Genomic DNA, 20562 nt, shown 5'->3' with positions numbered 1-20562 from the left:
GCAGTTGCCACTTCCCGGGCAAGCCCGGAGAGGGGATCGGGCATCGGCTCCTGCCAGCGGTCGAGGCGTCCGGGATAGCAGACAAGGTTCAGTTCAATATCGGGCGGCAGCTGCGCCCGCCAGCCGCGATACAGCGCGGGATTACCCCCGGCGTGGGGCAGACAAAACAGTTTCAGGCCGGGTTCAGAGGTTCCGGCCAGGGTGCGGATCCAGCTCATTAAAAAGCTCCAGGTGTCAGTCGGGCGGCGTCCACCAGCTGGCGGGTGACCGGATGTTCGGGATTCGCCAGCAGCGCGGCGGCGCTTCCGCGTTCGACGACCTTACCGTCATCGATAACGGCCAGCATCCCGCCGAGCCAGGCCGGCAGGGTTAAATCGTGGGTGACCAGCAATAGGGCAAAGCCGTAACGCTGCTGGAGGCGCTGCAGCAGGCGCACGATCTCCAGACGCGACGGGCCGTCCAGCGCGCTGGTCACTTCATCGCACAGCAGCAGTGCCGGCCGGGTTATCAAGGCGCAGGCCAGCGCCACCCGCTGCTGCTGCCCGCCGGAAAGGCTCGCGGCGCGGCGCGCCAGCAGGCTGGCGTCAAGCCCCACGTCCTGCAGAGCCTGCGCGATGCGCGCCCGGCGCTGCCCGGCATCAAGCTCGGGCAGGCACAGGCGCAGCGGGCGCGCGAGCAGCGCCCTGACCGAATAAAACGGATTCAGGGAGCTGGCAGGGTTTTGCGGCACGTACTGCATCATCCGCTTTTGCGCCCGGCCCCGGGCGTGCAGGGACCGCGGCAGAGGCCGGCCCTGCAGCAGCAGACTACCGCTACCCTGTCCGTGCAGGCCCGCCAGGGTGCGCAGCAGCGTGGTTTTGCCGCTGCCGGAGCGCCCTGTAACCGTTAAAATCTCGCCGGGCGCCAGCGCCAGCTGTACCGGGCCCAGAACCGTCTGGCGGCGGTGGTGCGCGGTGAGCGCTTCTGCAGCCAGCAGCGGCGGCGCGGCGCCAGCGGCGGGCGGGCACAGCGGCGCGGGCTGCCAGGCGGCGATCAGCTGGCGGCCCGCGCTGCTCATGGGCTGCTGTAAAAAGCGCGCCGTCGGCTGCTGCTCCACCAGCGCCCCGCCGTCCATTACCGCGATCCGATCGGCGATGTGGCTGGCCTGGGGCAGATCGTGCGCAACAAAAAGCACCGCCGTACCGCGGCTGCGGGCGGTGCCGGCAACCCAATCCATCAGCGTCCGGGTGCCGACGGCATCCAGCGCGCTGGTAGGCTCGTCCATTACCAGCAGCGCCGGGAAGCCGAGCATCGCCGCGGTGACCATTACCCTCTGCCGCTGGCCGCCGGAAAGCTCGTGGGGATAGCGGCGCAGAAAGGCCTCGTCGTCGGGCAGGCCCAGCTCGCGAAAGTGTTCCCGCACCTGCGCCTCACGCTCGCCGGGGCTGATGCCCCGGCTGTCGCCGATAAGCCGCAGGCAGGCGCCGAGGGTCTGAGAAGGCAGCAGCGCCTGGCGCGGATCCTGCGGCACAAAGCCCGCGCGGCGGCTGCGCAACCGGCGCAGCGCGCGGGGCGTCAGGCGCAACAGCGGCTCGCCGGCGAGCCAGACCGCTCCCGACAAGGACGAAGCCCGGAGCGGGTAGGCCCCCAGCACGGCCCGCAGCAGGGTACTTTTGCCGCTGCCCGAAGCGCCCGCCAGCGCGACAATCTCTCCCGGATGCAGGGTCAGAGTAACGTCGCGCAGCAGCGTCTGCCCGGGCAGCTGCAGCGTCAGACCCGCCACGCACAGCACCGCGTCATCCTGTAGTGGCGGCGATAAAGAGATTTCAGCCGCGGCGGCGCGCCTGCGGCGGCGCGGGGTCAGGCTCACCCCGTCCAGCCAGGCATTCAGCGGGATCAGCACCAGCAGAATCGCCGCCACGGGCAGCAGCGTTGCCCAGGGCTGCAGTATCAGCCCCTGACGGTTTTCCATGATCATTAACCCCCAGTCCACCCCCGGTTGGGCAGCGCCGAGGCCGAGGAAGCTGGCGGTGGCGAGAATGAAGATGGCGCTGAGCAGGCGGATGCCGATATCGGCGCGCAGCAGCGGCAGCAGGTTCGGGGCGATTTCGCGCAGGGCCAGCGCCAGCGGAGTTTCCCCCCGGCAGCGGGCAGTTTCGATATAGTCCTGCTGCAGCTGCTGCAGGGTGGCGGCGCGGGTCAGACGAAAAATATCCGGCAGAGAAACCAGCACTGCCGCCGCGACCGCCGCCCGGTAGCCGCTACCGGTGAGCATCACTATCAGAGTCAGCAGCAGCAGGCCGGGCACGCTGAGCACGATATCAGCCGCAGCCAGCAGCAGCCGATCCGCCCAGCCGCCGCGCAGGACGGCAGCGATCCCCAGCAGCCCGCCGACAAGCCACGCCAGCGCCACCGCGGCAAAGGCCAGCAGCACCAGCATTTGCCCGCCGCTCAGCACCCGACTCAGCACGTCCTGGCCGAGATAGTCGCTGCCCGCCGGTAGTCCGGACTGGGGCGCGGCAAAGGGCATGTCGCGGATTTCATCCACGGCGTAAGGCGCCAGCCACGGGCCTGCGAGCGTAATAATGACCGCCAGCACAAAAAGCGCTGCCGCCGCCCACTGAGTTTTACGCATCAGGACACCGCTCCCCGCCGGGCTGCCGGCGCAAACAGCGCGGTGAAGCCGTCCACCAGCGCGTTGAGCAGCACCGTCAGGCAGCAAATCACCATCGCTATACCCATCACCACCGGCGTGTCCCGCGCGAGCGTGGCGTTAAGCAGCGCTGCCGCCAGCCCGGGCCAGCCGAACAGGGTTTCGGCGATCAGCGCCCCACCAAAGAGGTAAGTGATGTAGCGCGCCAGCACCGGCAGGGCGTAGCTCAGCACTTCCGGCATTATCCAGTGCAGGATCACTTTTGCTTCGGGCAGGCCGTTGAGCCTGGCGGATTCGCAGGCCGCGGAGGCCGAGGCGCGAATGACGCCGGCGCGAATCAGGCGGATATTCTGCGCCAGGCACACGCTCAGCAGGGTCAGCACCGGCAGAATAAACAGCGGCCACTGCGCCCACAGCGGGCGGGCATCATTAATCAGCGACAGTGCGGGTAGCCAGCGCAGCGTCAGGGCAAACAGCAGGATCAGCAGCGTGCCGGTAACAAACTCCGGCAGCGCCACCAGCACCAGCGAAACCGTGCCGATCAGCCGATCCGCCGCGCTGCCGGGGTGCAGGCCGCAGCCGATACCCGCGACAAAGGCCAGCACCACCAGCGTCAGGCTGGCGGTGGCCCCCAGCGCCAGCGAGTAGCCGCCGCGCTCGGCCAGCAGCGCGCTGACCGGGCGACCGCTGAGAGCGCTTTTTCCCCAGTCGCCCTGAATAATTCCGCCGATCCACCGTCCGTAGCGCACCAGCAGCGGCTTATCGAGCTCCAGCTCGGCGCGCAGCACCGCCACCTGCGCGGGTGTACCGCCGCCCGCCAGCCGGGCGGTCGCGGCATCGCCCTTTGACAGGGACAGCGCGCTGAAAATAATCAGCGACAGCAACCACAGAGTGGCTACAGCCTGCGCCGCTCGCCACAGCAGCGGCCTGAGGGTCGCGCGCAGGATCATGACCGGCGCAGCCAGGCATCGCGCAGCAGCGGGTAGTCAAAGAAGCCCGCGCCGCGTACGCCGACCACCGCAGGGGTTGAGGCAGCCACCGACGGAATGCGGGCGAAAATGGCGTCGCCGCCCTGCTGCCACAGCCACTGCTGAACGTCGGCGACCCGCGCGCGCAGGGCGTCGCCCCGGGCCGCCTGCATCGCATTCATTAAATTATCCAGCGCCGGAGTAGCCGGGCCGGTAAAGGGCCACGGCGCGCCTGAGCCGTAATAGAACGGCAGCGCTACCGGCAGCGGCATCGGCCGATAGAGGTTGGTTTGCAGCGGCGTATTGAGCAGCAGACTGAAATCGCTGTAGTAGTCCTGGGCGGGAATGCGGTTGAGGCGCAGGTTAAAGCCGCCGGCTTTGGCCTGCCGCAGCAGCAGGGTGGCACTTTCGGCAGTGCCGTACTCGTAGTCGCTGGTGCGGATCGCCGCCTCAACGTCCGCCAGCCCGGCGCGCTTGAGCAGACTTTTGGCTTTTTCCGGATCGTAATGCCTGATCGGCAGCCCGGCGTTGAACCACGGCTGCCCTGCCCCCAGCGCATCGTTGGCCACCTCGCCGAAGCCCATGGTGACGGCGCGCACCATCGTTTCGCGATCGATGGCATATTTCAGCGCCTCGACCACTTCCGGACGGTTAAACGGCGCTTTGCTCAGGTTCATGCTGAAGGCGAGGTTGCTCATTTCATTGCTGGCGGAGTGCCACAGGTGCAGCCCCGGATTGCCCTTCTCTGCCCGGGCGGTAAGCAGCGCCATGCCGCCGGCGTAGTCAAACTGTCCGGCCTTGACGCCGTTGAGGCGCGCGGCGGCGTCGCTGATGGCGAACAGCTGGATTTCGTCGAGCCACGGGCCGCCGCGCGCGGCATCCCAGTAGTCGCGGCGCGCCTGCAGGATACTTTTTTCCGGCGACCAGCTTTTCAACACGTAGGGGCCGCTGCCGGGAGCGTTAGCCAGATCGGTGGTGCCCTCGGGGATGATAAATATTGACTGGGCCAGCAGCAGGTCAAAGGAGCCTACCGGTTTATTCAGCTTCAGGCGCAGTGTTTCGCCATCCACCACCTGCGAGGCGGCGAGATCGAGCGGCTTGAGCCAGCCGCTCTGGCTGCCCGGCTGGCTTTTCCAGACCTTGAGGCTGAAAAAGACATCTTTTGCGCTCAGGGCGCGCCCGCTGCTGAAGGTGACGCCCGGGCGGATTTTCAGCGTCCATTCGGTGGCGTCGGTGTTCGGCTCGGCGGAGGTCATCAGTCGCCAGACGATGCGGTCGTTATCAATTTCCGCCAGGGAATCCCAGACGATGCGCGCACGCACGTAAGCCAGGTTGCTGGTGGTGGAATTCAGCACGCTGGTAGAGTCGCTGGCGGAACCGGCAAACGCCGCGCGCAGCACTCCGCCCCTGACCGGTTGCTCGTCGGCCCAGGCCAGCGGCGAGAAACTCCCGCCCACAGCCATGCCTGCGCCAATGCCCATTGCTTTGATGAGCGTTCTTCTGGTTAATCCCTGGTGCATTCTCCTGCCTCATTTGTGTATGGATGCGGTGATGGAATTTTTTTCAGCACTCATTATCGCATACGTTATATCATCACACTCACATTTGTTACCATTGATAATCATTCTCATTGCCGCGCATAACCGCGCGGCGAAACATGTTGCCCCTTTTCCAGCAAGGAGATCCTGATGACACAACACCCTTACGCCGCGTGGAGTGAGAACGAGCGCCTGCAGTACCGCGAGAAAGGCTACTGGGACAGCCGACCGCTCGGGGAGCTGCTGCGCGACCGGGCCCGGACGCAGCCGGACAGTACCGCGCTGGTGGCTGAAGAAGTGCGGCTGAGCTACGCGGAGCTTGACGCGCTGGCCGACAGAATCGCGGCGGGGATGTACGCCCGGGGCATCGCGGCGGGAGATAACGTGCTGCTGCAGCTGCCGAATACCATCGCGCTGGTGGCCTCGCTGTTTGCGCTGTTCCGCCTGGGCGCCCGCCCGGTGCTGACTATGCCCGGCCAGAAGCAGAGCGATATTGACGCCCTGTGCGCGGTGGCGCAGCCGGCGGCGTGGCTCTACCCGGATAGCTACCTCGGGAACGATTACGCGGCGCTGGCTGAGGCAATGGCCGTCAGCCATCCGCAGATGCAGCGCTGGCAAATTACCCGGGACGATCCGCTGATGGCCGCCTGGCAGCAGCCGGCGCGCGCGTTTCCGGCGCCGGACGCGGAAGACATCGCCCTGCTGCTGATTTCCGGCGGCACCACCGGCACGCCGAAGCTGATCCCGCGCACCCACGCGGACTACGCCTACAACGCCCGGAGGATGGCAGAGATCTGCGGACTGTCGGCCCGGAGCGTCTATCTGGCGACGCTTGCGGTGGCGCACAACTTCACGCTCTCCTGCCCCGGCGTGCTCGGCACGCTGCTAAGCGGCGGTAAAACGGTGCTGGCCTACACCTCCGGCTGCGACGAAATCTTCCCGCTAATTGAGCAGGAGAAGGTAACTTTTACCGCGCTGGTGCCGCCGCTGGTAAATCTGTGGCTGGCGTGCCGGGAGTGGGACGACAGCGATCTCGCCAGCCTGGCCCTGATTCAGGTCGGGGGCGCACGGCTGGATAGCGCGCTGGCGGCGAAGGTCGAACCGGCGTTCGGCTGTCGGCTGCAGCAGGTGTTCGGCATGGCGGAAGGGCTTATCTGCTGCACCCGGCTCGACGATCCGCAGGCGGTTATTCTTCATACACAGGGGCGGCCTATTTCCCCGGATGACCAGTTGCGCATCGTCGACGGCGACGACAGGCCGGTGGCCGCAGGCGAATCCGGGGAGCTGCTGACTCACGGCCCCTATACCATCGGCGGCTACTACCGCGCAGAAGCCCAAAACGCGCTGGCGTTCACGCCGGATGCCTTTTACCGTTCCGGCGACGTGGTGCGCCTGACGCCGGAGGGTAATCTGGTGGTGGAGGGCCGCCTGAAAGAGCTGATTAACCGCGCCGGGGAAAAAATTGCCTGCGCGGAGATTGAGTCTCTGATTACTGCCTGCCCGGGAGTGGCGAGCTGTATTGTGGTGGGCGTAGCCGACCTGCGGCTTGGGGAGCGCATCTGCGCCTGCGTGCAAGGCGACGGTGCGGCAACCCTGGCCGATCTGCGCGGCGTCTTGCTGCAGCAGGGGCTGAGCGCCCACAAGCTGCCGGACCAGCTGCTGCCGGTTAATCGCTGGCCGCTGACGGCGGTAGGAAAAATCGACAAGCGCCAACTGGCGGCGCTGGCCGCACGGGCGCAGAGCACAGCGCTGGACGAACGGGCTGAGAGCAGCGGCGAAATGCGCGAAATTGCGCTGCAGAATGCGCCGCTGGACGTCGTCTATCACCTGCTGGTAAACGAGCGGGCGTGCCATCTGGCCTACGAGCGTGACGGGTGCTGGCACGTGGGGATCGGCCCTGCGGCAGAGATAATCCTGTATGCCGACCGGGCCGAGCTGGCCCTTGACGGCAAGCCGCCCCGCCGCTGGAGCGGCCCGCAGTGGCTGGATAATTTGCAGCAGGCGCTGGACGCCCTGCCCTTCGCCCGCTGGCAGGCGTTCGGCACCAGCCGCTTTGAGCTGTCGGGCCTAATCCATAATCTGCCGCTTAGCGATGACAGCACGCCGCTGTTGAGGCTGTTTGTCCCGCGGGAAACGCTGACTCTTGCACAGGGCAGCGCCCGCATTTCAACCCGCGATCCGCAGGATTTGCCGGGGCTGGTAGCCCGGCTGGGGGATGGGGATCGCCCGGCGCACGCCGCGCAGCTTGACGACGGGTGGCAGCAGACTCTGGCGCGGGAGATTCGCGCGCAGGGTGCTGACGACTACCGGCAGCGGGTGGCAACGGCGGTGGCGGAGATCCGCCGCGGCGATTATCAGAAGGTGATCCTCTCCCGTCGCATCGCCCTGCCCCAGCCGGTGGATCTGCTGGCGAGCTATCATTTGGGACGCCAGAACAACACCCCCGCCCGCTCCTTCATCGTCAGCCTGGGCGACGAGCGCTTTATCGGCTTCAGCCCGGAGACGGTGGTGGAAGTGTCGTCGGACGGCGCGGTCAGCACCCAGCCGCTGGCGGGCACCCGTGCCCTGACCGGCGACGAGGCCGAGAACCTGCGGCTGCGGGCGGTGCTCACCGGCGATACTAAAGAGATTGCCGAGCACGCGGTGTCGGTAAAGCTGGCATTCGAGGAGCTGGCCCCGCTCTGTACCCCGGATTCAACCCACGTCAGCGACTTTATGTCGGTCTCCCTGCGCGGCAGCGTGCAGCACCTCGCCTCCCGGGTGAAAGGCCAACTGCGCCCGGATGCCAGCCGCTGGCAGGCCTTCGCGGCACTGTTCCCGGCGGTTACCGCCTCAGGGATCCCGAAAGCGCCGGCGATTGAAGCTATTGCCCGGCTGGAGCCCGCTCCGCGCGGGGCCTATAGCGGCAGCGTGTTTACCCTCAGCAGCAGCGGCGAGCTGGACGCGGCGCTGGTCTTGCGCTCGCTCTACCAGCGGGACGGTGGCTATTCGCTGCAGGCGGGCGCGGGGATTATCGATCAGTCGGATCCGCTTCGCGAGCTGGAGGAGACGGTGGAGAAGTTACAGAGCGTAAGCCGGTTTGTGGTGAAGGGCGAGTAAAGCCGTACCCGGGCAGCGCAGCATGCCGCGCTGCCCGGGCGCTTATTTGCGAAAGTGCCCCTCTTTCATCTCCTGCTTGATTTTGGCGTCGAAGCTCAGCTCGGCGGTCGGGCGCAGCATCAGGCGCTCGAGGCCGATGGGCTCGCCGCTCTCCATGCAGTAGCCGTAGTCGCCGTTGCGCAGACGCAGCAGCGCGGCGTCGAATTTCGGCAGCAGGCGGCTTTCGCGATCGATCTGGCGCAGCAGCATCCGCAGATGCTCTTCCCGGGAGGCGATATCCCCTTCGTCCCCGGTCTCGTTGGCGGGCTGGAGCTGCTCTTTTAACTCTTCAATGTGCTCCAGCAGCGTCGCGCGTTCCTCCTTTAAAAGCTGCAGGAAAAAGGCCTGCTGCTCCTCATTCATGTAGGCCTCAGGCGGCATCGCCAGGATGGCTTTTTTCTCTTCTGCTGATAATTTTTTCATAGTTTACCCGTTCACTAATAGGCCCAGACGGAGTAATATTACGATATTACATACACTCTGGTCTTACTGCTTTGGCGAGGATGGCTCAATGAAACAAAAAATCCCACTGCTGGTGCTCTCTCTCTGTGCGGCAAAAGCACAGGCTTTTACCTCTAAAATTCCCTCAGAACCCTCGGTCAACAGCGATACGGCGGCCAGAGCCAGCTTTGCTTTTGCCACCTTCCATACTCTGGACACAAAAAATATTCAGCCCGGACTGTGCAACGCGGTATCGGTTAACGGCTGCAACTGTCCGTTCTGCACCCAGCTGCGCAGCATGGGGCGCTAGGCTCAGCGCGCCAGTTTGGCCATGCGCACCGGCCACGGATCGTCAAAGGTGCCGCCGGCGGCCCAGCGGCGGATCTCTTCCTCGGTGAGAAAGCAGCGCGTCAGCGCCTCAACAAACGGATCCACGTCGGCACGCTCGCCGATCACCGTCAGGCGGCAGCGCCGGTCGCCGAAGCGCCCCGGCCACTGCTGGAGCATCTGCTGGCGCAGCGTTTCCTTCTCTTCCGCCGTCAGCCCCGAGTCGTCGTGTTCCAGCACCCCCGCTTTCCAGAAGCTCACCACGTCCAGATTGATGCTGCCCGCCGCCTGGTTCCACAGCAGCGCCAGATCGTCGCGGCCCGGCAGCCAGAAAAAGCCTTTGCTGCGGTGAATGCCGGTGCCGAGAAAGCGGTGGCAGGTGTCCCACAGCCGGCGGGGATGAAACGGCCTGTCGTCCTCAATGACCCGGGATTCAATGCTGCCGGCCGCGTCGGCCACCACATCCGCTTCCAGTTCGTCAATCAGCATCGCCACCCGGTGAAAATCGTATTCCGGCAGCTCGAGCACATCCGCCAGCGGCAGGTTGCCGCGGGAGATCGCCGATACCGACACGTAGGGATTGATCTGCTGCAGCGCCTGCGCCATCCCGGACAGGTTGGCCTCGCGCAGGCGATCGGTTTTGGTCAACACCAGGTGGCTGCAGAACAGGATCTGCTCGGCGAGCAGGTTCTCGGTTCCGCGCTCTTGCGCCTGCAGGTTGCGCTGCCAGCGCGCAAGAAGCGCCTGTCCGTCGTCAAAATCCCCCGCCAGCGCCGCGCCGTCCACCAGATTCAGCAGGCCGCGCAGGCTAACCTGCGGGTGGTCGCGCAGATACTTCACCAGCGGCAGCGGATGGCTGCTGCCGCTGGTTTCCAGCAGGATATGCGCCGGCTGGCGGTGGGCGAGCAGCGTTTTCAGCGCGGCATCCAGCTTGAGAATGCCGCCGGGGCTGCTGATGCTGTCGGCGGAAATGGTGACAAAGTTATGGGCGCTGCGGCTGACGATTTCGGTATTGGCAATCAGCACGCCGTCCACGTCCAGGTCGCTCATGTCGTTGACGATCACCGCCACCGCAAGCTGCTGCTGGTGCGCCTGCGTCAGCAGGCTTTTCAGCAGCGTCGTTTTTCCCGCACCGAGAAAACCGTTCAAAATCGTGAGGGGCACGCGCGCCATGTTTACTCCGGAGAACGCAGGGACAGAACAGTGGCGGAAGATGTTATAGCATAACAAAAATCAATTCAACCGGACGCCGCGCGGGCGTTTTATCCCCGCCCCTTCTTCTCTGTATCTTTTGTTTCACAATGCTGTGACATACTATGCAACGCAGCAGTAGAGCTGAGACAAGGAGCACATCATGCATACGACAATAACCGGCCTGACGCCGGAGCAGGCACTTGCACAGCTGGAAACGCTGTATAACCAATCCGTCAGCGCCCTGCGCGAGGCGATTGGACGCTATATTGATACCGGCGAGCTGCCGGACGCCGGGGCCCGCGCCGAGGGGCTGTTTGTCTATCCGTCCCTGTCGGTTTCCTGGGACGGCGAGGCCCACAGCGCGCTGAAGACCCGCGCCTGGGGACGCTTCACCCACTCGGGCTGCTACACCACTACCGTCACCCAGCCCGCGCTGTTCGGCAACTATCTGCTGCAGCAGCTGACGTCGCTGTATCAGGACTACGGCGCGCAAATCACCGTATCGCGCTCGCAGCACGAGATCCCCTACCCGTACGTGATTGACGGCCTGACCCTCGACCGCTCCATGAGTAGCGGCCTGACCCGCCACTTCCCGACCACCGAGCTGGCGCAGATTGGCGATGAAACCGCCGACGGCCTGTTCCACCCTACCGAGTTCTATCCGCTGTCGCACTTCGACGCGCGCCGGGTGGATTTCTCGCTGGCGCGGCTGCGCCACTACACCGGCACCGCGGTGGAGCACTTTCAGCCGTTCGTGCTGTTTACCAACTACACCCGCTACGTGGACGAGTTCGTCAGCTGGGGATGCAGCCAGATCCTCGATACCGACAGCCCGTACGTGGCGCTGGCCTGCGCCGGCGGCGCAGTGATCACCGCAGAAACCCAGGCGCCGGAGACGCTGATCTCCGATCTGGCGTGGAAAAAGCACCAGATGCCCGCCTGGCACCTGATCGATAAAGACGGGCGCGGCATTACGCTGATTAACATCGGCGTCGGCCCGGCTAACGCCAAGAACATCTGCGATCATCTGGCGGTGCTGCGCCCGGACGCGTGGCTGATGATTGGCCACTGCGGCGGCCTGCGCGAAAGCCAGAGCATCGGCGACTACGTGCTGGCGCACGCTTACCTGCGTGACGATCACGTGCTCGATGCGGTGCTGCCGCCGGATATTCCGATCCCGAGCATCGCCGAAGTGCAGCGCGCGCTGTACGACGCCACCAAACTGGTGAGCGGTATGCCGGGGGAAGAGGTGAAGCACCGCCTGCGCACCGGGACGGTAGTCACCACCGACGACCGCAACTGGGAGCTGCGCTACTCCGCGTCGGCCCTGCGCTTTAACTTAAGCCGCGCGGTGGCCATTGATATGGAAAGCGCCACCATCGCCGCTCAGGGTTACCGCTTCCGGGTACCTTACGGCACGCTGCTGTGCGTGTCCGACAAGCCGCTGCACGGGGAGATTAAGCTACCGGGCCAGGCGAACCGCTTTTACGAAGGCGCGATTTCCGAGCACCTGCAGATTGGCATTCGCGCCATCGACCTGCTGCGTGCCGAGGGCGATAAGCTGCACTCGCGCAAACTGCGCACCTTCAACGAGCCGCCGTTCAGGTAAGTGAAATACGCGGGGCGGTAAGGCCGCCCCCGTTACTATTTAACGCTAAATAATGAGCAAGAGTCATAGCATGGGAAATAGTCGTGATGATTACTAACGATAAAAGTACAACGCCGTCTAATACAAAGAATAAATATTTTGCATCGCAAATAATATTAAAAAAATAGCCAGTCCGCGATCTATCCCTTTTCCGTAACGATAGAATAGTGTTTTTATTGCAGGCCGGGAAAATACAACAACCACAAAAGCGTACCAGAGAAATTCTAATGAGCTACACATTAGCACGACCAAAAACTGCTCAAAAGCGGTGCGCGGTACTGCAAGAAATCCTGAATAAATACCGATCATAAAGGCAATGGTCTTCATGTTAAAAATATTCGTCAGCGCACCTGCGCGGAATGCAGCACCGCGCCCGGCGAGCGGAGCAATATCGGAATTTTCTTCTTCAGAGACAACCTTTCTGCGCCCTGTTGTTCCCAGCAAAATCTTCCAGGCGATATAAAGCAGGTAGAGCGACCCCAGCAAAACTGAGATCTGAACGAATGGCGGGAAAACGTGAATAATACTGGATAAGCCTAACAGTGACAGGGTTGAAAAGCAGGCTCCAACGGTACATATTCCCAGCGTTACCGACAGACCTGTTCCGATCGTACCGAAAGCTGAAAAACGGCTCACCAGAATAAAATTGGGCCCCGGGCTGATTACTGCCATGATATAGATTAAAACCGCATAAAACATGTTAATTGCCTTCATTTGTTATTGCTGATGACGGCGCGGCGGCAAAATAGAACTATGCGTATTCGCTACTTCCATAAATCGCTGACCGCTGGTCAGGTATACATATGATTATTTTAGTTATTATTTATTGTAAAATTTTGAAAGAATGTTGAACATCCGTAATGTAACAAGTATTTGACTTATGAAAAATATTGTCAATTAACAATAAAATATTTCGATAGTCATTTTTGATCGCTCATTGGATATCTGGCCCGGTGAGATGATTGCCTGCAGGAGTGGAGTTACTTTCGAATCGCCGATGGCTCTGTCAGTGGCGATTCATTTTGCTTAATGGCGCATGTAAAAATGCTGATTATGAGCTTGAGATCGGGAAGTTGAGCATCATTTTTCAGACCGCGCCAGGATTATTGTTTCCTGACAACAGAGTATTAGCTGTTAAAAAATTGCACTTGATGTTATTTATATGTTAATTGACCTTATTTTTCAGCCACCTTTTCATCCCTCTACATTACCCTGCGGAATATCTTATTTATAAAAACACTGACGCTATTTTCACAAACTGAGCCATGCTAAATAATTATTATGTGATAGCATCAATTTTGTATTTCAGCTTTACCTCAAGACCTTACAAATATTCACCTTATTAATTTCATCATTCACTTAATGCTTATTTTCAACAGGGGAATAGATATGACTTTGCAAATGAAGCCGGCGGTAGCCGCGTTAATTCTGCTTTTCTCCACGTCGGCGTTTGCCAGTAAAGCGGCGGGAAATACCGCAGCGGGACCGCTGCTGGGGCCGCAAACCGCCGGCGCCACGCTGGTCCTTCCGAATGAAACACAACAGCTTGCCGCGCTGTATGCCCGCTCGCTGAAGGAAGGCGGCACGGTGGTGCTGTGGGCCGGCGGCGATGCGCCCAACCAGATGGACTGGGTGAAAAGTGCCTTTGAAAAACGCTTCCCGGGTGTGAAGCTGGATGTGACGGTGGATCTCTCCAAGTTCCACGATCTGCGCATCGACCGGCAGCTGGAATCAGGCACCCTGACGCCGGACGTCGCCATCCTGCAAACCACTTTTGACTTCGACAAGTGGAAAAGCCGCGGGCAGCTGCTGGACTATAAACCGATCGGTTTTTACCAGCAGAAGCCGGGCTACGCCGATCCTGACGGAGCTTATATTACGGCCTATAACAACACCTTCGTGCCGACCTACGCCTCGGATCGTCTGCCCGAAAGCCAATATCCTAAGCGCTATGCCGACTATCTTCGCCCCGAGTTTAAGGACAAGCTGGTGCTGACCTATCCGCAGGATGACGACGCGGTGCTGTACGTGTACGACAAAATTGAGCAGCGCTACGGGCAGAAATACCTTGAGGCGCTGGCGGCGCAGCATCCAAGATTCCTGCGCGGCACCGCGGCGCCTGCCGCATCCGTCGGCACTGACGCGGCGGGCTCGGTGGGTAACCTGACCGGCTACAACACCGACAGTCCCCACCCGGCCGCGTTTTACGTGCCTAAGGATGAGCCGTTTATCGTCTGGAACCAGCGGGCGGCGATTTTCAAAGTGGCGAAGCATCCTGATACTGCCAAACTGCTGCTCTCCTTCCTCAGCTCGGCAGAGTTCCAGTCAAGCTACGGCGGATGGCGCTCGCGCGCTGACGTAGGCACCCCGAAAGGTCTGCCGCCGCTGGAGTCGCTGAAAAACGTCGACGTGCACGACTTCACCCGCTGGATGACCAACCGCCAGCACGTTGCCGAACTGCGCGCGCACATGGAGAAAATCTTTGGGCCGGTGCAGGGCGAGTCACCGCTGCGGGATCCGGAGCTGCTGCAGCTCGAAGGACTCTCTGCTGACGACATCGTTGCCCAGCCCGAGCCGGAAGGTCCGATTTATTAAGACCAGAGGAATTAGCATTCCCTTAACGCTAAGATATGGTGCTTTCGGGAGCGCTAAATGACACGCGCGCAGGCGGTAAATATCGCCTGCGCGATATTGCCTGACGCTGATATTTATTTAAGCAACGGCAGTGAGTGAATCGTACCGCACCTGAACAAGATAACTTATTCCTGCGTCAGACGCTCTATTTGCCATTGCAAAGGCGATAGCAGCCCCTTTGACATAAAGGAATAGAAAATGGCTTCTCGCTGGCAGTGGATTCTGGGGCAGGCGTCTCAGGGACAGGCGGTATAAGTACGCGGTTGCGCAGGTATGTTCAGAGCGCATGAGCTGGCGAGGGATAACGGTTGTTGAGAGCCGAAGTGCGGTGCAGCGTGCCGGCATTGACAAATGAGAAAAATCCGTCGAAAAGCAAAAAGCCCGCTCGAAAGCAGGCTTTTTTAAATTTGGCTCCTCTGACTGGACTCGAACCAGTGACATACGGATTAACAGTCCGCCGTTCTACCGACTGAACTACAGAGGAATCGTGTGAACGGGGCGCATATTATCGGGGCGCCCCGGCCTTGTCAAAGGCTGATTTCACATTTTAAATCGTTTGCTGATTTCTTCTCCAGGATGCGCAAAAATCACTCCCAGACGCGCTCCGCCTTACTGGCGTCAAACACCGGCGGCGGCTGGCGAAAACGCCGGGTGAGATAGCCAAGGTACAGCACGCCCGCCGCGGCCCACACCAGCCCCAGCGTCAGGGAGGTTATCTCCAGATTAACCCACAGCACGGCAACGGTGGCGGCGCCAATCAGCGGCAGGATCAGGTAGTGAACCTTGTCTTTCCAGGTTTTGTTGCGCCCTTCCCGCCGCCAGAAGTGGTTAAACACCGACAGGTTCACGAAGGTAAAGGCCACCAGCGCCCCGAAGTTAATCAGCGCCGTGGCGGTAACGAGGTCAAAGAACAGCGCCGACAGCGCGACGATGCCGACCATAATCACGTTCAGCGCCGGGGTGCGCCATTTCGGGTGCACGTAGCCGAAGTATTTTTCCGGGAACACGTTATCGCGGCCCATCACGTACAGCAGGCGCGACACGCTGGCGTGAGAGGCAAGTCCGGAAGCCAGGGTATTCACAAAGGTGGTGCACAGGAAAATCGACTGGAACAGCTTGCCGCCGACGTAGAGGGCAATTTCCGGCAGCGCCGCGTCGGGATCTTTAAAGCGGCTGATGTCCGGGAAAAAGAGCTGCATAAAGAAGGAGGCGGCGATGAAAATCAGGCCGCCGTACACCGCGGTCAGGAAGATGGCTTTAGGGATGGTGCGCGCGGCGTCCGGCGTCTCTTCCGACAGGGTCGTTACCGCGTCGAAACCGAGAAACGAGAAGCAGACAATCGTAGCGCCGGTGATAATCGGGATCAGGTGCGCGTTCTGGCTGATAAACGGCTGCAGCGACCAGACGGTGCCGACGCCCTCCCCTTTGTGCAGCCCCTGCACCACCAGAAAAATAAAGACCAGGATGATAGCCACCTGCACCAGCACAAACAGCGCGTTAAAGTTGGCAACGAGGTTGACGCTTTTCAGGTTGGCGGCGGTCAGGATAGCCACGAAGGTGACAACCCAGATCCAGGGCGGCACGCCGGGAAACAGCGCGCTGAGGTAGATTTTCGCCAGCAGCACGTTAATCATCGGCAGGAACAGGTAGTCGAGCAGCGACGACCAGCCCACCATAAAGCCGACGTGGGGATTGATGGCCTTTTGGGCGTAGGTGTATGCGGAGCCAGCCTGCGGGAACTGGCGCACCAGCTTGCCGTAGCTGATGGCGGTGAACAGCACCCCGGCCAGCGCCAGCAGGTACGAGGCCGGCACGTGGCCGTTGCTCACGCCGGACACGATGCCAAAGGTATCGAAGACGGTCATCGGCGTGAGGTAGGCAAGCCCCATCACCACCACCTGCCAGAGCTTGAGGGATTTGCGCAGCTGGGCCTTTTCGCCCGGAGCCGGGGCGTTATCGGGAGCGTTAGTCGCCATCGCGGTGTCCCCCAATGCAGATACGGCGTTGCACATTCAGCGCAGCGGGCGCAATCCGGACTGGCCTGGGGGTTAATCGACAGTGCTGAGGTAAAAGAAGAGAGGCCGCCGCGCGTTCGGGCCCGTCGTTGTCGATACGGCAGCTGACCGCGCCGCGGGAGTCGTTAAACATGTGCATCATTACCTTTCCTCGCCACAAACTTTAAAAAATTAACCGGGGCTCCGCGGTCGCCTGCGCTCCTTTACGCGACGTAGGAATTGGCAGGTTGCCCTGCAAAAAAAGCCGGCCCGGCTCCGCTCAGGCCGTATTGATGCTCAACGCTGCTGCCGACCGCCCGTCAGGCGTTTTTCAACATCCACTCAATTTCGGTGTCTGTGATGAGCCGCTCAAACTGCACCAGCTCGTCGTGCTTGCAGGCGTGATAAATATGGCTGAAGCGCGGGCCCAGCAGGGCGCGCAGACTCTCGCTTTCGGCGAACTCCCACAGCGCGTCGCTCTGGCGGATGGGGAAAGGCACCCCTTCCTGCTCCAGCCCGTTACCTTCCACCTCTTCCTGCAGGGGCAGATCGTTGTCCAGCCCGTGCAAAATCCCGGCAAGGATCGCCGCCATCACCAGGTACGGGTTGGCGTCGGCTCCCGCCACGCGATACTCCACCCGGTGGCTGTCGCGGTCCCCGCAGGGAATACGCAGCGCAACGGTACGGTTGTTGTGTCCCCACGATGCCTGGGTCGGGACGTACATGCCCGGCTGAAAGCGACGGTAGGAGTTCACGTTGGGTGCTAACAGTGCCATAGAGGCCGGCATCAGGTCTATCATTCCCGCCAGCGCGCGCTTCAGAGTGGCTGAATCTTCGCCATTATCGTCCGCCAGTACGTTTTTGCCTTTACGATCGAGAATGCTGATATGAACGTGCATGCCGCTGCCCGCGTGTTCTTCATAGGGCTTGGCCATAAAGGTGGCGTGCATTTTATGTTTTTCCGCCACGGTGCGCACCAGCCGTTTCAGGGCCAGCGCGTCGTCGCAGGCATCAAGCACGTTGTCGGTGTGATAGAGGTTAATTTCAAACTGGCCGGGGGAGGCTTCCGCTACCGCGCCGTCCGCCGGGATCAGCTGCAGGCGCGCCAGATCGTCGATGTCGGTCAGCACGTCGGCAAAGTGGTTAAGGTTGTCGACGGAATAGACCTGGCTCTGGGTGTTGCGGTTGTCGGTGCCCGGCGCGCAGGGCGGCTGCAGGTAACCCTCGGCGTCGCGCTTTCTGTCGAGTAAATAGAACTCCAGCTCTACCGCTACCACGGGAAACAGTCCGCGCTGGCGCAGCTGCTGCCAGAGGCGGTTAAGCACGTTCCGCGGCTCAACGTCAAAGGGAGCGCCATCTTCATCGAGCATGGTCAGCATCACCTGGGCAATGGCGGCCGGATCGCTGGCAGAGGGGGTTAAGGTGCCCGGTACCGGGACGCAAACGCGGTCCGGCTCCCCCAGCTCCTGGCCGAGACCAGCCTCCTCTACCACGTTGCCGAGGATATCCATTGCGAATACCGATGCCGGGAAATAGCAGCCCTTTTCTATTTTCTTCAGGCCGGAAACCGGCACGCGCTTGCCGCGGAAGCAGCCGTTAAGATCGGTGATCAGCACGTCGACGTACTGGGTCTCCGGATAGCGCTCAAGATACGTCTCTACCTCCCGCGCAAACCCGCTACTTCGCCTCTCTTCAGGGAACTGAACAAAATTCTCAACTTCCAGGATATTGCTTTCCATGATTCACCGCCGTTGCGTGGGGTCGCGCTCGATCGCGCCAACCGTTAAATATAATTACCACTTCGACAATGGCGTCAGATTAAATGTTTGTCAAATGTTAAATGCTGTTTGCAAAGACGTTATCGCACTGCTAGATTGATAAAATATTGAACGATATCGGGCAATATGAATTCGTTTGGCAATAATTTAGTCCATTCTGTGAGGTCGATCATGGGCAATATATTTGACAAGCCAGTCATTGGTGTTGTGATGTGCAGGAACAGGCTTAAGGGTCACCAGACCCAAACCTTGCAAGAAAAGTACCTGAATGCCGTGCTGCACGCCGGCGGCTTACCGATAGCGCTGCCCCACGCGCTGGCGGAGCCGGATTTGCTGGCGGAACTGCTGCCTACGCTGGACGGCATTTTCCTGCCCGGCAGCCCCAGCAACGTGCAGCCGCACCTTTATGGTGAAAACGGCGATGAGCCTGACGCCGATCCCGGGCGTGATGAGTTGAGCCTGGCGCTGATCGCCGCCGGAATCGAAAGGCGCATCCCCATTTTCGCCATTTGCCGGGGTCTGCAAGAACTTGTTGTCGCCACCGGCGGGACTCTGTATCGTCGCCTGAGCGATGAGCCCCGGCTGCTGGAACACAGGGAAGATCCTGAGCTTCCGGTTGAAGAGCAGTATGCGCCTTCTCACGAAGTGCAGGTCCAGCAGGGCGGGCTGATTTCGCAGTTGATACCGGGATGCAACACGTTCTGGGTGAACTCTTTGCACGGTCAGGGGGCGAAAACGCTGGGTCCGCAGCTGCGGATCGAAGCGCGGGCCCAGGATGGCCTGGTGGAAGCGGTCAGCGTTTACGACCACCCTTTCGCCCTCGGCGTGCAGTGGCACCCGGAGTGGAACAGCCGCGAATATGCTCTGTCGCGTTTGTTGCTTGAAGGTTTTATCACCGCCTGTCGGAGCTACCGAACTGAAAAACAACAGCTCTGACCTCTACTGTTAAGGAAATGCCACTATGAGCGATGACGGCCTGGCGCCGGGTAAACGTCTGTCAGCGATCCGCCAGAATTTGGGTCTTTCGCAGCGACGCGCCGCCGAACTGTCTGGATTAACGCATAGCGCCATCAGCACCATAGAACAGGACAAAGTCAGTCCTGCTATCAGCACCCTGCAAAAGCTGCTGAAAGTCTACGGGCTGTCGCTCTCCGAGTTCTTTGCGGACCCGGAAAAACCTGACGAACCGCAGGTGGTTATCGATCAGGATGACCTGATTGAGATGGGCAGTCAGGGTGTTTCAATGAAGCTGGTACATAACGGCAATCCGAATCGTACGCTGGCGATGATCTTTGAGACGTACCAGCCGGGAACCACGACCGGCGAGCGGATCAAGCACCAGGGTGAAGAGATAGGCACGATACTGGAAGGTGAAGTGGTGCTGGCGATTAATGGCCAAACCTATCACCTCGTTGCAGGGCAGAGTTATGCCATCAACACCGGCATACCGCACAGCTTTAGCAACCCGTCGGCAGGAGTCTGCCGCATCATCAGTGCCCATACTCCCACCACGTTCTGATTGTCTCCTGGCCTGAATCCCTCAGGCCATTTTAAAACGGCGCTCTTTTAACCGGATTTATTTCCCGGGGGCTTTTTGCACCCTGAATCCGGCAGAGAGGCCGTTATCCGAGTGAAAGAAGAGGAGTCATCATGGATTTCAGGTCACTGAGTCACTGGCAGCAGAAGGCGGATAGCGCCGCCCCCGAAGCGCGATTATTTATTAACGGCGAATATTGCGACGCGCAGGACGGCGATACCTTCGCCACTGTCGATCCCTGGGCGCAGCGCCCGCTGGCGCAGGTGGCGCGCGGTAAACAAGCCGACGTGGACCGGGCGGTAGCGTCGGCGCGTTCGGCATTCGACAGCGGATGCTGGTCGCAGGCGGCACCCGCAAAACGTAAAGCGGTACTCGGCGCGCTGGCAGAGTTAATGGAGCAGCATCACGAGGCGCTGGCGCTGCTGGAGACGCTCGACACCGGCAAGCCCATTCGCCACAGCCTGCGTGATGATATTCCCGGCAGCGCGCGCGCCATCCGCTGGTACGCCGAGGCCATTGACAAGGTATATGGCGAAGTCGCCACCACCGGCGTGAACGATCTGGCGATGATCGTTCGCGAGCCGATTGGGGTTGTCGCAGCGGTAGTGCCCTGGAATTTCCCGCTGCTGCTGACCTGCTGGAAGCTCGGCCCGGCGCTGGCGGCGGGCAACAGCGTGGTGCTGAAGCCGTCGGAAAAATCGCCCCTGACCGCCATCTACCTTGCGGGGCTGGC

The 20562-nt window shown here is 61.3% G+C and carries 16 protein-coding genes and 1 tRNA gene; 7 read left to right on the top strand and 10 right to left on the bottom strand.

The window, feature by feature from the left end; genetic code table 11:
- From QZ766_RS14225 to QZ766_RS14210, 4 genes are all read right to left on the bottom strand, one after another.
- On the bottom strand, nt 1-218 hold a 218-nt coding region (locus QZ766_RS14225; RefSeq protein WP_297203028.1), incomplete at its 3' end, for a thioesterase domain-containing protein.
- The gene (locus QZ766_RS14220; RefSeq protein WP_297203027.1) at nt 218-2614 is read right to left on the bottom strand and encodes an ATP-binding cassette domain-containing protein; all 2397 of its coding nucleotides are present in this window, start codon (nt 2612-2614) and stop codon (nt 218-220) included. The genes QZ766_RS14225 and QZ766_RS14220, both read right to left, overlap by 1 nt.
- Nucleotides 2614-3582 carry an ABC transporter permease gene (locus QZ766_RS14215; protein WP_297203026.1) on the bottom strand — a complete coding sequence of 323 codons (969 nt, stop codon included), beginning with the start codon at nt 3580-3582 and terminating at the stop codon, nt 2614-2616. The genes QZ766_RS14220 and QZ766_RS14215 overlap by 1 nt, the downstream gene beginning before the upstream one ends.
- A complete protein-coding gene (locus QZ766_RS14210) occupies nt 3579-5120 on the bottom strand; it encodes an ABC transporter substrate-binding protein (protein ID WP_297203025.1) in 1542 nt (513 codons plus the stop codon). Before QZ766_RS14210 ends, QZ766_RS14215 begins: the two co-directional genes overlap by 4 nt.
- Before the next feature lie 168 nt (nt 5121-5288).
- Between QZ766_RS14210 and QZ766_RS14205 the strand changes: the two genes are divergently transcribed.
- Nucleotides 5289-8237, top strand: coding sequence for a salicylate synthase (locus QZ766_RS14205; RefSeq protein WP_297203024.1), 2949 nt, complete (start codon nt 5289-5291; stop codon nt 8235-8237).
- A 42-nt stretch (nt 8238-8279) separates the two neighbouring features.
- Here the strand turns inward: QZ766_RS14205 and QZ766_RS14200 are convergent, their stop codons facing one another.
- Nucleotides 8280-8699, bottom strand: coding sequence for a TraR/DksA C4-type zinc finger protein (locus tag QZ766_RS14200; protein ID WP_297203023.1), 420 nt, complete (start codon nt 8697-8699; stop codon nt 8280-8282).
- A gap of 88 nt (nt 8700-8787) precedes the next feature.
- Between QZ766_RS14200 and QZ766_RS14195 the strand changes: the two genes are divergently transcribed.
- A complete protein-coding gene (locus QZ766_RS14195) occupies nt 8788-9027 on the top strand; it encodes a hypothetical protein (RefSeq protein ID WP_297203022.1) in 240 nt (79 codons plus the stop codon).
- A 2-nt stretch (nt 9028-9029) separates the two neighbouring features.
- Here QZ766_RS14195 and QZ766_RS14190 read toward each other — a convergent pair whose 3' ends face one another.
- The gene (locus tag QZ766_RS14190; RefSeq protein ID WP_297203021.1) at nt 9030-10217 is read right to left on the bottom strand and encodes a GTP-binding protein; all 1188 of its coding nucleotides are present in this window, start codon (nt 10215-10217) and stop codon (nt 9030-9032) included.
- Nucleotides 10218-10398: 181 nt separating this feature from the next.
- On the opposite strand from QZ766_RS14190, the gene QZ766_RS14185 reads away from it, so the two are divergent.
- The gene (locus QZ766_RS14185; protein ID WP_297203020.1) at nt 10399-11847 is read left to right on the top strand and encodes an AMP nucleosidase; all 1449 of its coding nucleotides are present in this window, start codon (nt 10399-10401) and stop codon (nt 11845-11847) included.
- A 117-nt stretch (nt 11848-11964) separates the two neighbouring features.
- On the opposite strand, the gene QZ766_RS14180 is transcribed toward QZ766_RS14185, so the two are convergent.
- Nucleotides 11965-12600: a LysE family translocator gene (locus QZ766_RS14180; protein ID WP_297203019.1), complete on the bottom strand. Its 636-nt coding sequence runs from the start codon at nt 12598-12600 to the stop codon at nt 11965-11967.
- A gap of 675 nt (nt 12601-13275) precedes the next feature.
- Here QZ766_RS14180 and QZ766_RS14175 point away from each other — a divergent pair.
- Nucleotides 13276-14481 carry an ABC transporter substrate-binding protein gene (locus QZ766_RS14175; protein WP_297203018.1) on the top strand — a complete coding sequence of 402 codons (1206 nt, stop codon included), beginning with the start codon at nt 13276-13278 and terminating at the stop codon, nt 14479-14481.
- 447 nt (nt 14482-14928) lie between these two features.
- On the opposite strand, the gene QZ766_RS14170 is transcribed toward QZ766_RS14175, so the two are convergent.
- The 3 genes from QZ766_RS14170 to QZ766_RS14160 form a co-directional block, all read right to left on the bottom strand.
- Nucleotides 14929-15004, bottom strand: a tRNA-Asn gene (locus QZ766_RS14170).
- Nucleotides 15005-15107: 103 nt separating this feature from the next.
- A complete protein-coding gene (locus tag QZ766_RS14165) occupies nt 15108-16496 on the bottom strand; it encodes an APC family permease (protein ID WP_297203017.1) in 1389 nt (462 codons plus the stop codon).
- A 338-nt stretch (nt 16497-16834) separates the two neighbouring features.
- Complete coding sequence (locus QZ766_RS14160; protein ID WP_297203016.1) at nt 16835-18253, bottom strand: glutamine synthetase family protein; 1419 nt, start codon at nt 18251-18253, stop codon at nt 16835-16837.
- Between the two features lie 210 nt (nt 18254-18463).
- Here QZ766_RS14160 and puuD point away from each other — a divergent pair, with 210 nt between their 5' ends.
- The 3 genes from puuD to QZ766_RS14145 form a co-directional block, all read left to right on the top strand.
- A complete protein-coding gene (gene puuD, locus QZ766_RS14155; RefSeq protein WP_297203015.1) occupies nt 18464-19228 on the top strand; it encodes a gamma-glutamyl-gamma-aminobutyrate hydrolase in 765 nt (254 codons plus the stop codon).
- Between the two features lie 25 nt (nt 19229-19253).
- Nucleotides 19254-19811, top strand: coding sequence for an HTH-type transcriptional regulator PuuR (gene puuR / locus QZ766_RS14150; RefSeq protein ID WP_297203014.1), 558 nt, complete (start codon nt 19254-19256; stop codon nt 19809-19811).
- Nucleotides 19812-19942: 131 nt separating this feature from the next.
- Nucleotides 19943-20562 (top strand): aldehyde dehydrogenase family protein (locus QZ766_RS14145; protein ID WP_297203013.1); only part of this gene is annotated, 620 nt, incomplete at its 3' end.

Origin of the sequence: uncultured Pluralibacter sp., from assembly GCF_913775985.1 — a bacterium.
GTDB lineage: Bacteria > Pseudomonadota > Gammaproteobacteria > Enterobacterales > Enterobacteriaceae > Pluralibacter.
Note: the sequence above shows the minus strand (reverse complement) of the source record. Positions and strands in the feature narration are given on the sequence as shown.

Bases quoted from the DNA above. Each gene is read 5' to 3' on its own strand.
- QZ766_RS14220 (WP_297203027.1), bottom strand. From the start codon at position 2,614: ATGCGTAAAACTCAGTGGGCGGCGGCAGCGCTTTTTGTGCTGGCGGTC.
- QZ766_RS14215 (WP_297203026.1), bottom strand. From the start codon at position 3,582: ATGATCCTGCGCGCGACCCTCAGGCCGCTGCTGTGGCGAGCGGCGCAG.
- QZ766_RS14210 (WP_297203025.1), bottom strand. From the start codon at position 5,120: ATGCACCAGGGATTAACCAGAAGAACGCTCATCAAAGCAATGGGCATT.
- QZ766_RS14205 (WP_297203024.1), top strand. From the start codon at position 5,289: ATGACACAACACCCTTACGCCGCGTGGAGTGAGAACGAGCGCCTGCAG.
- QZ766_RS14200 (WP_297203023.1), bottom strand. From the start codon at position 8,699: ATGAAAAAATTATCAGCAGAAGAGAAAAAAGCCATCCTGGCGATGCCG.
- QZ766_RS14195 (WP_297203022.1), top strand. From the start codon at position 8,788: ATGAAACAAAAAATCCCACTGCTGGTGCTCTCTCTCTGTGCGGCAAAA.
- QZ766_RS14190 (WP_297203021.1), bottom strand. From the start codon at position 10,217: ATGGCGCGCGTGCCCCTCACGATTTTGAACGGTTTTCTCGGTGCGGGA.
- QZ766_RS14185 (WP_297203020.1), top strand. From the start codon at position 10,399: ATGCATACGACAATAACCGGCCTGACGCCGGAGCAGGCACTTGCACAG.
- QZ766_RS14180 (WP_297203019.1), bottom strand. From the start codon at position 12,600: ATGAAGGCAATTAACATGTTTTATGCGGTTTTAATCTATATCATGGCA.
- QZ766_RS14175 (WP_297203018.1), top strand. From the start codon at position 13,276: ATGACTTTGCAAATGAAGCCGGCGGTAGCCGCGTTAATTCTGCTTTTC.
- QZ766_RS14165 (WP_297203017.1), bottom strand. From the start codon at position 16,496: ATGGCGACTAACGCTCCCGATAACGCCCCGGCTCCGGGCGAAAAGGCC.
- QZ766_RS14160 (WP_297203016.1), bottom strand. From the start codon at position 18,253: ATGGAAAGCAATATCCTGGAAGTTGAGAATTTTGTTCAGTTCCCTGAA.
- puuD (WP_297203015.1), top strand. From the start codon at position 18,464: ATGGGCAATATATTTGACAAGCCAGTCATTGGTGTTGTGATGTGCAGG.
- puuR (WP_297203014.1), top strand. From the start codon at position 19,254: ATGAGCGATGACGGCCTGGCGCCGGGTAAACGTCTGTCAGCGATCCGC.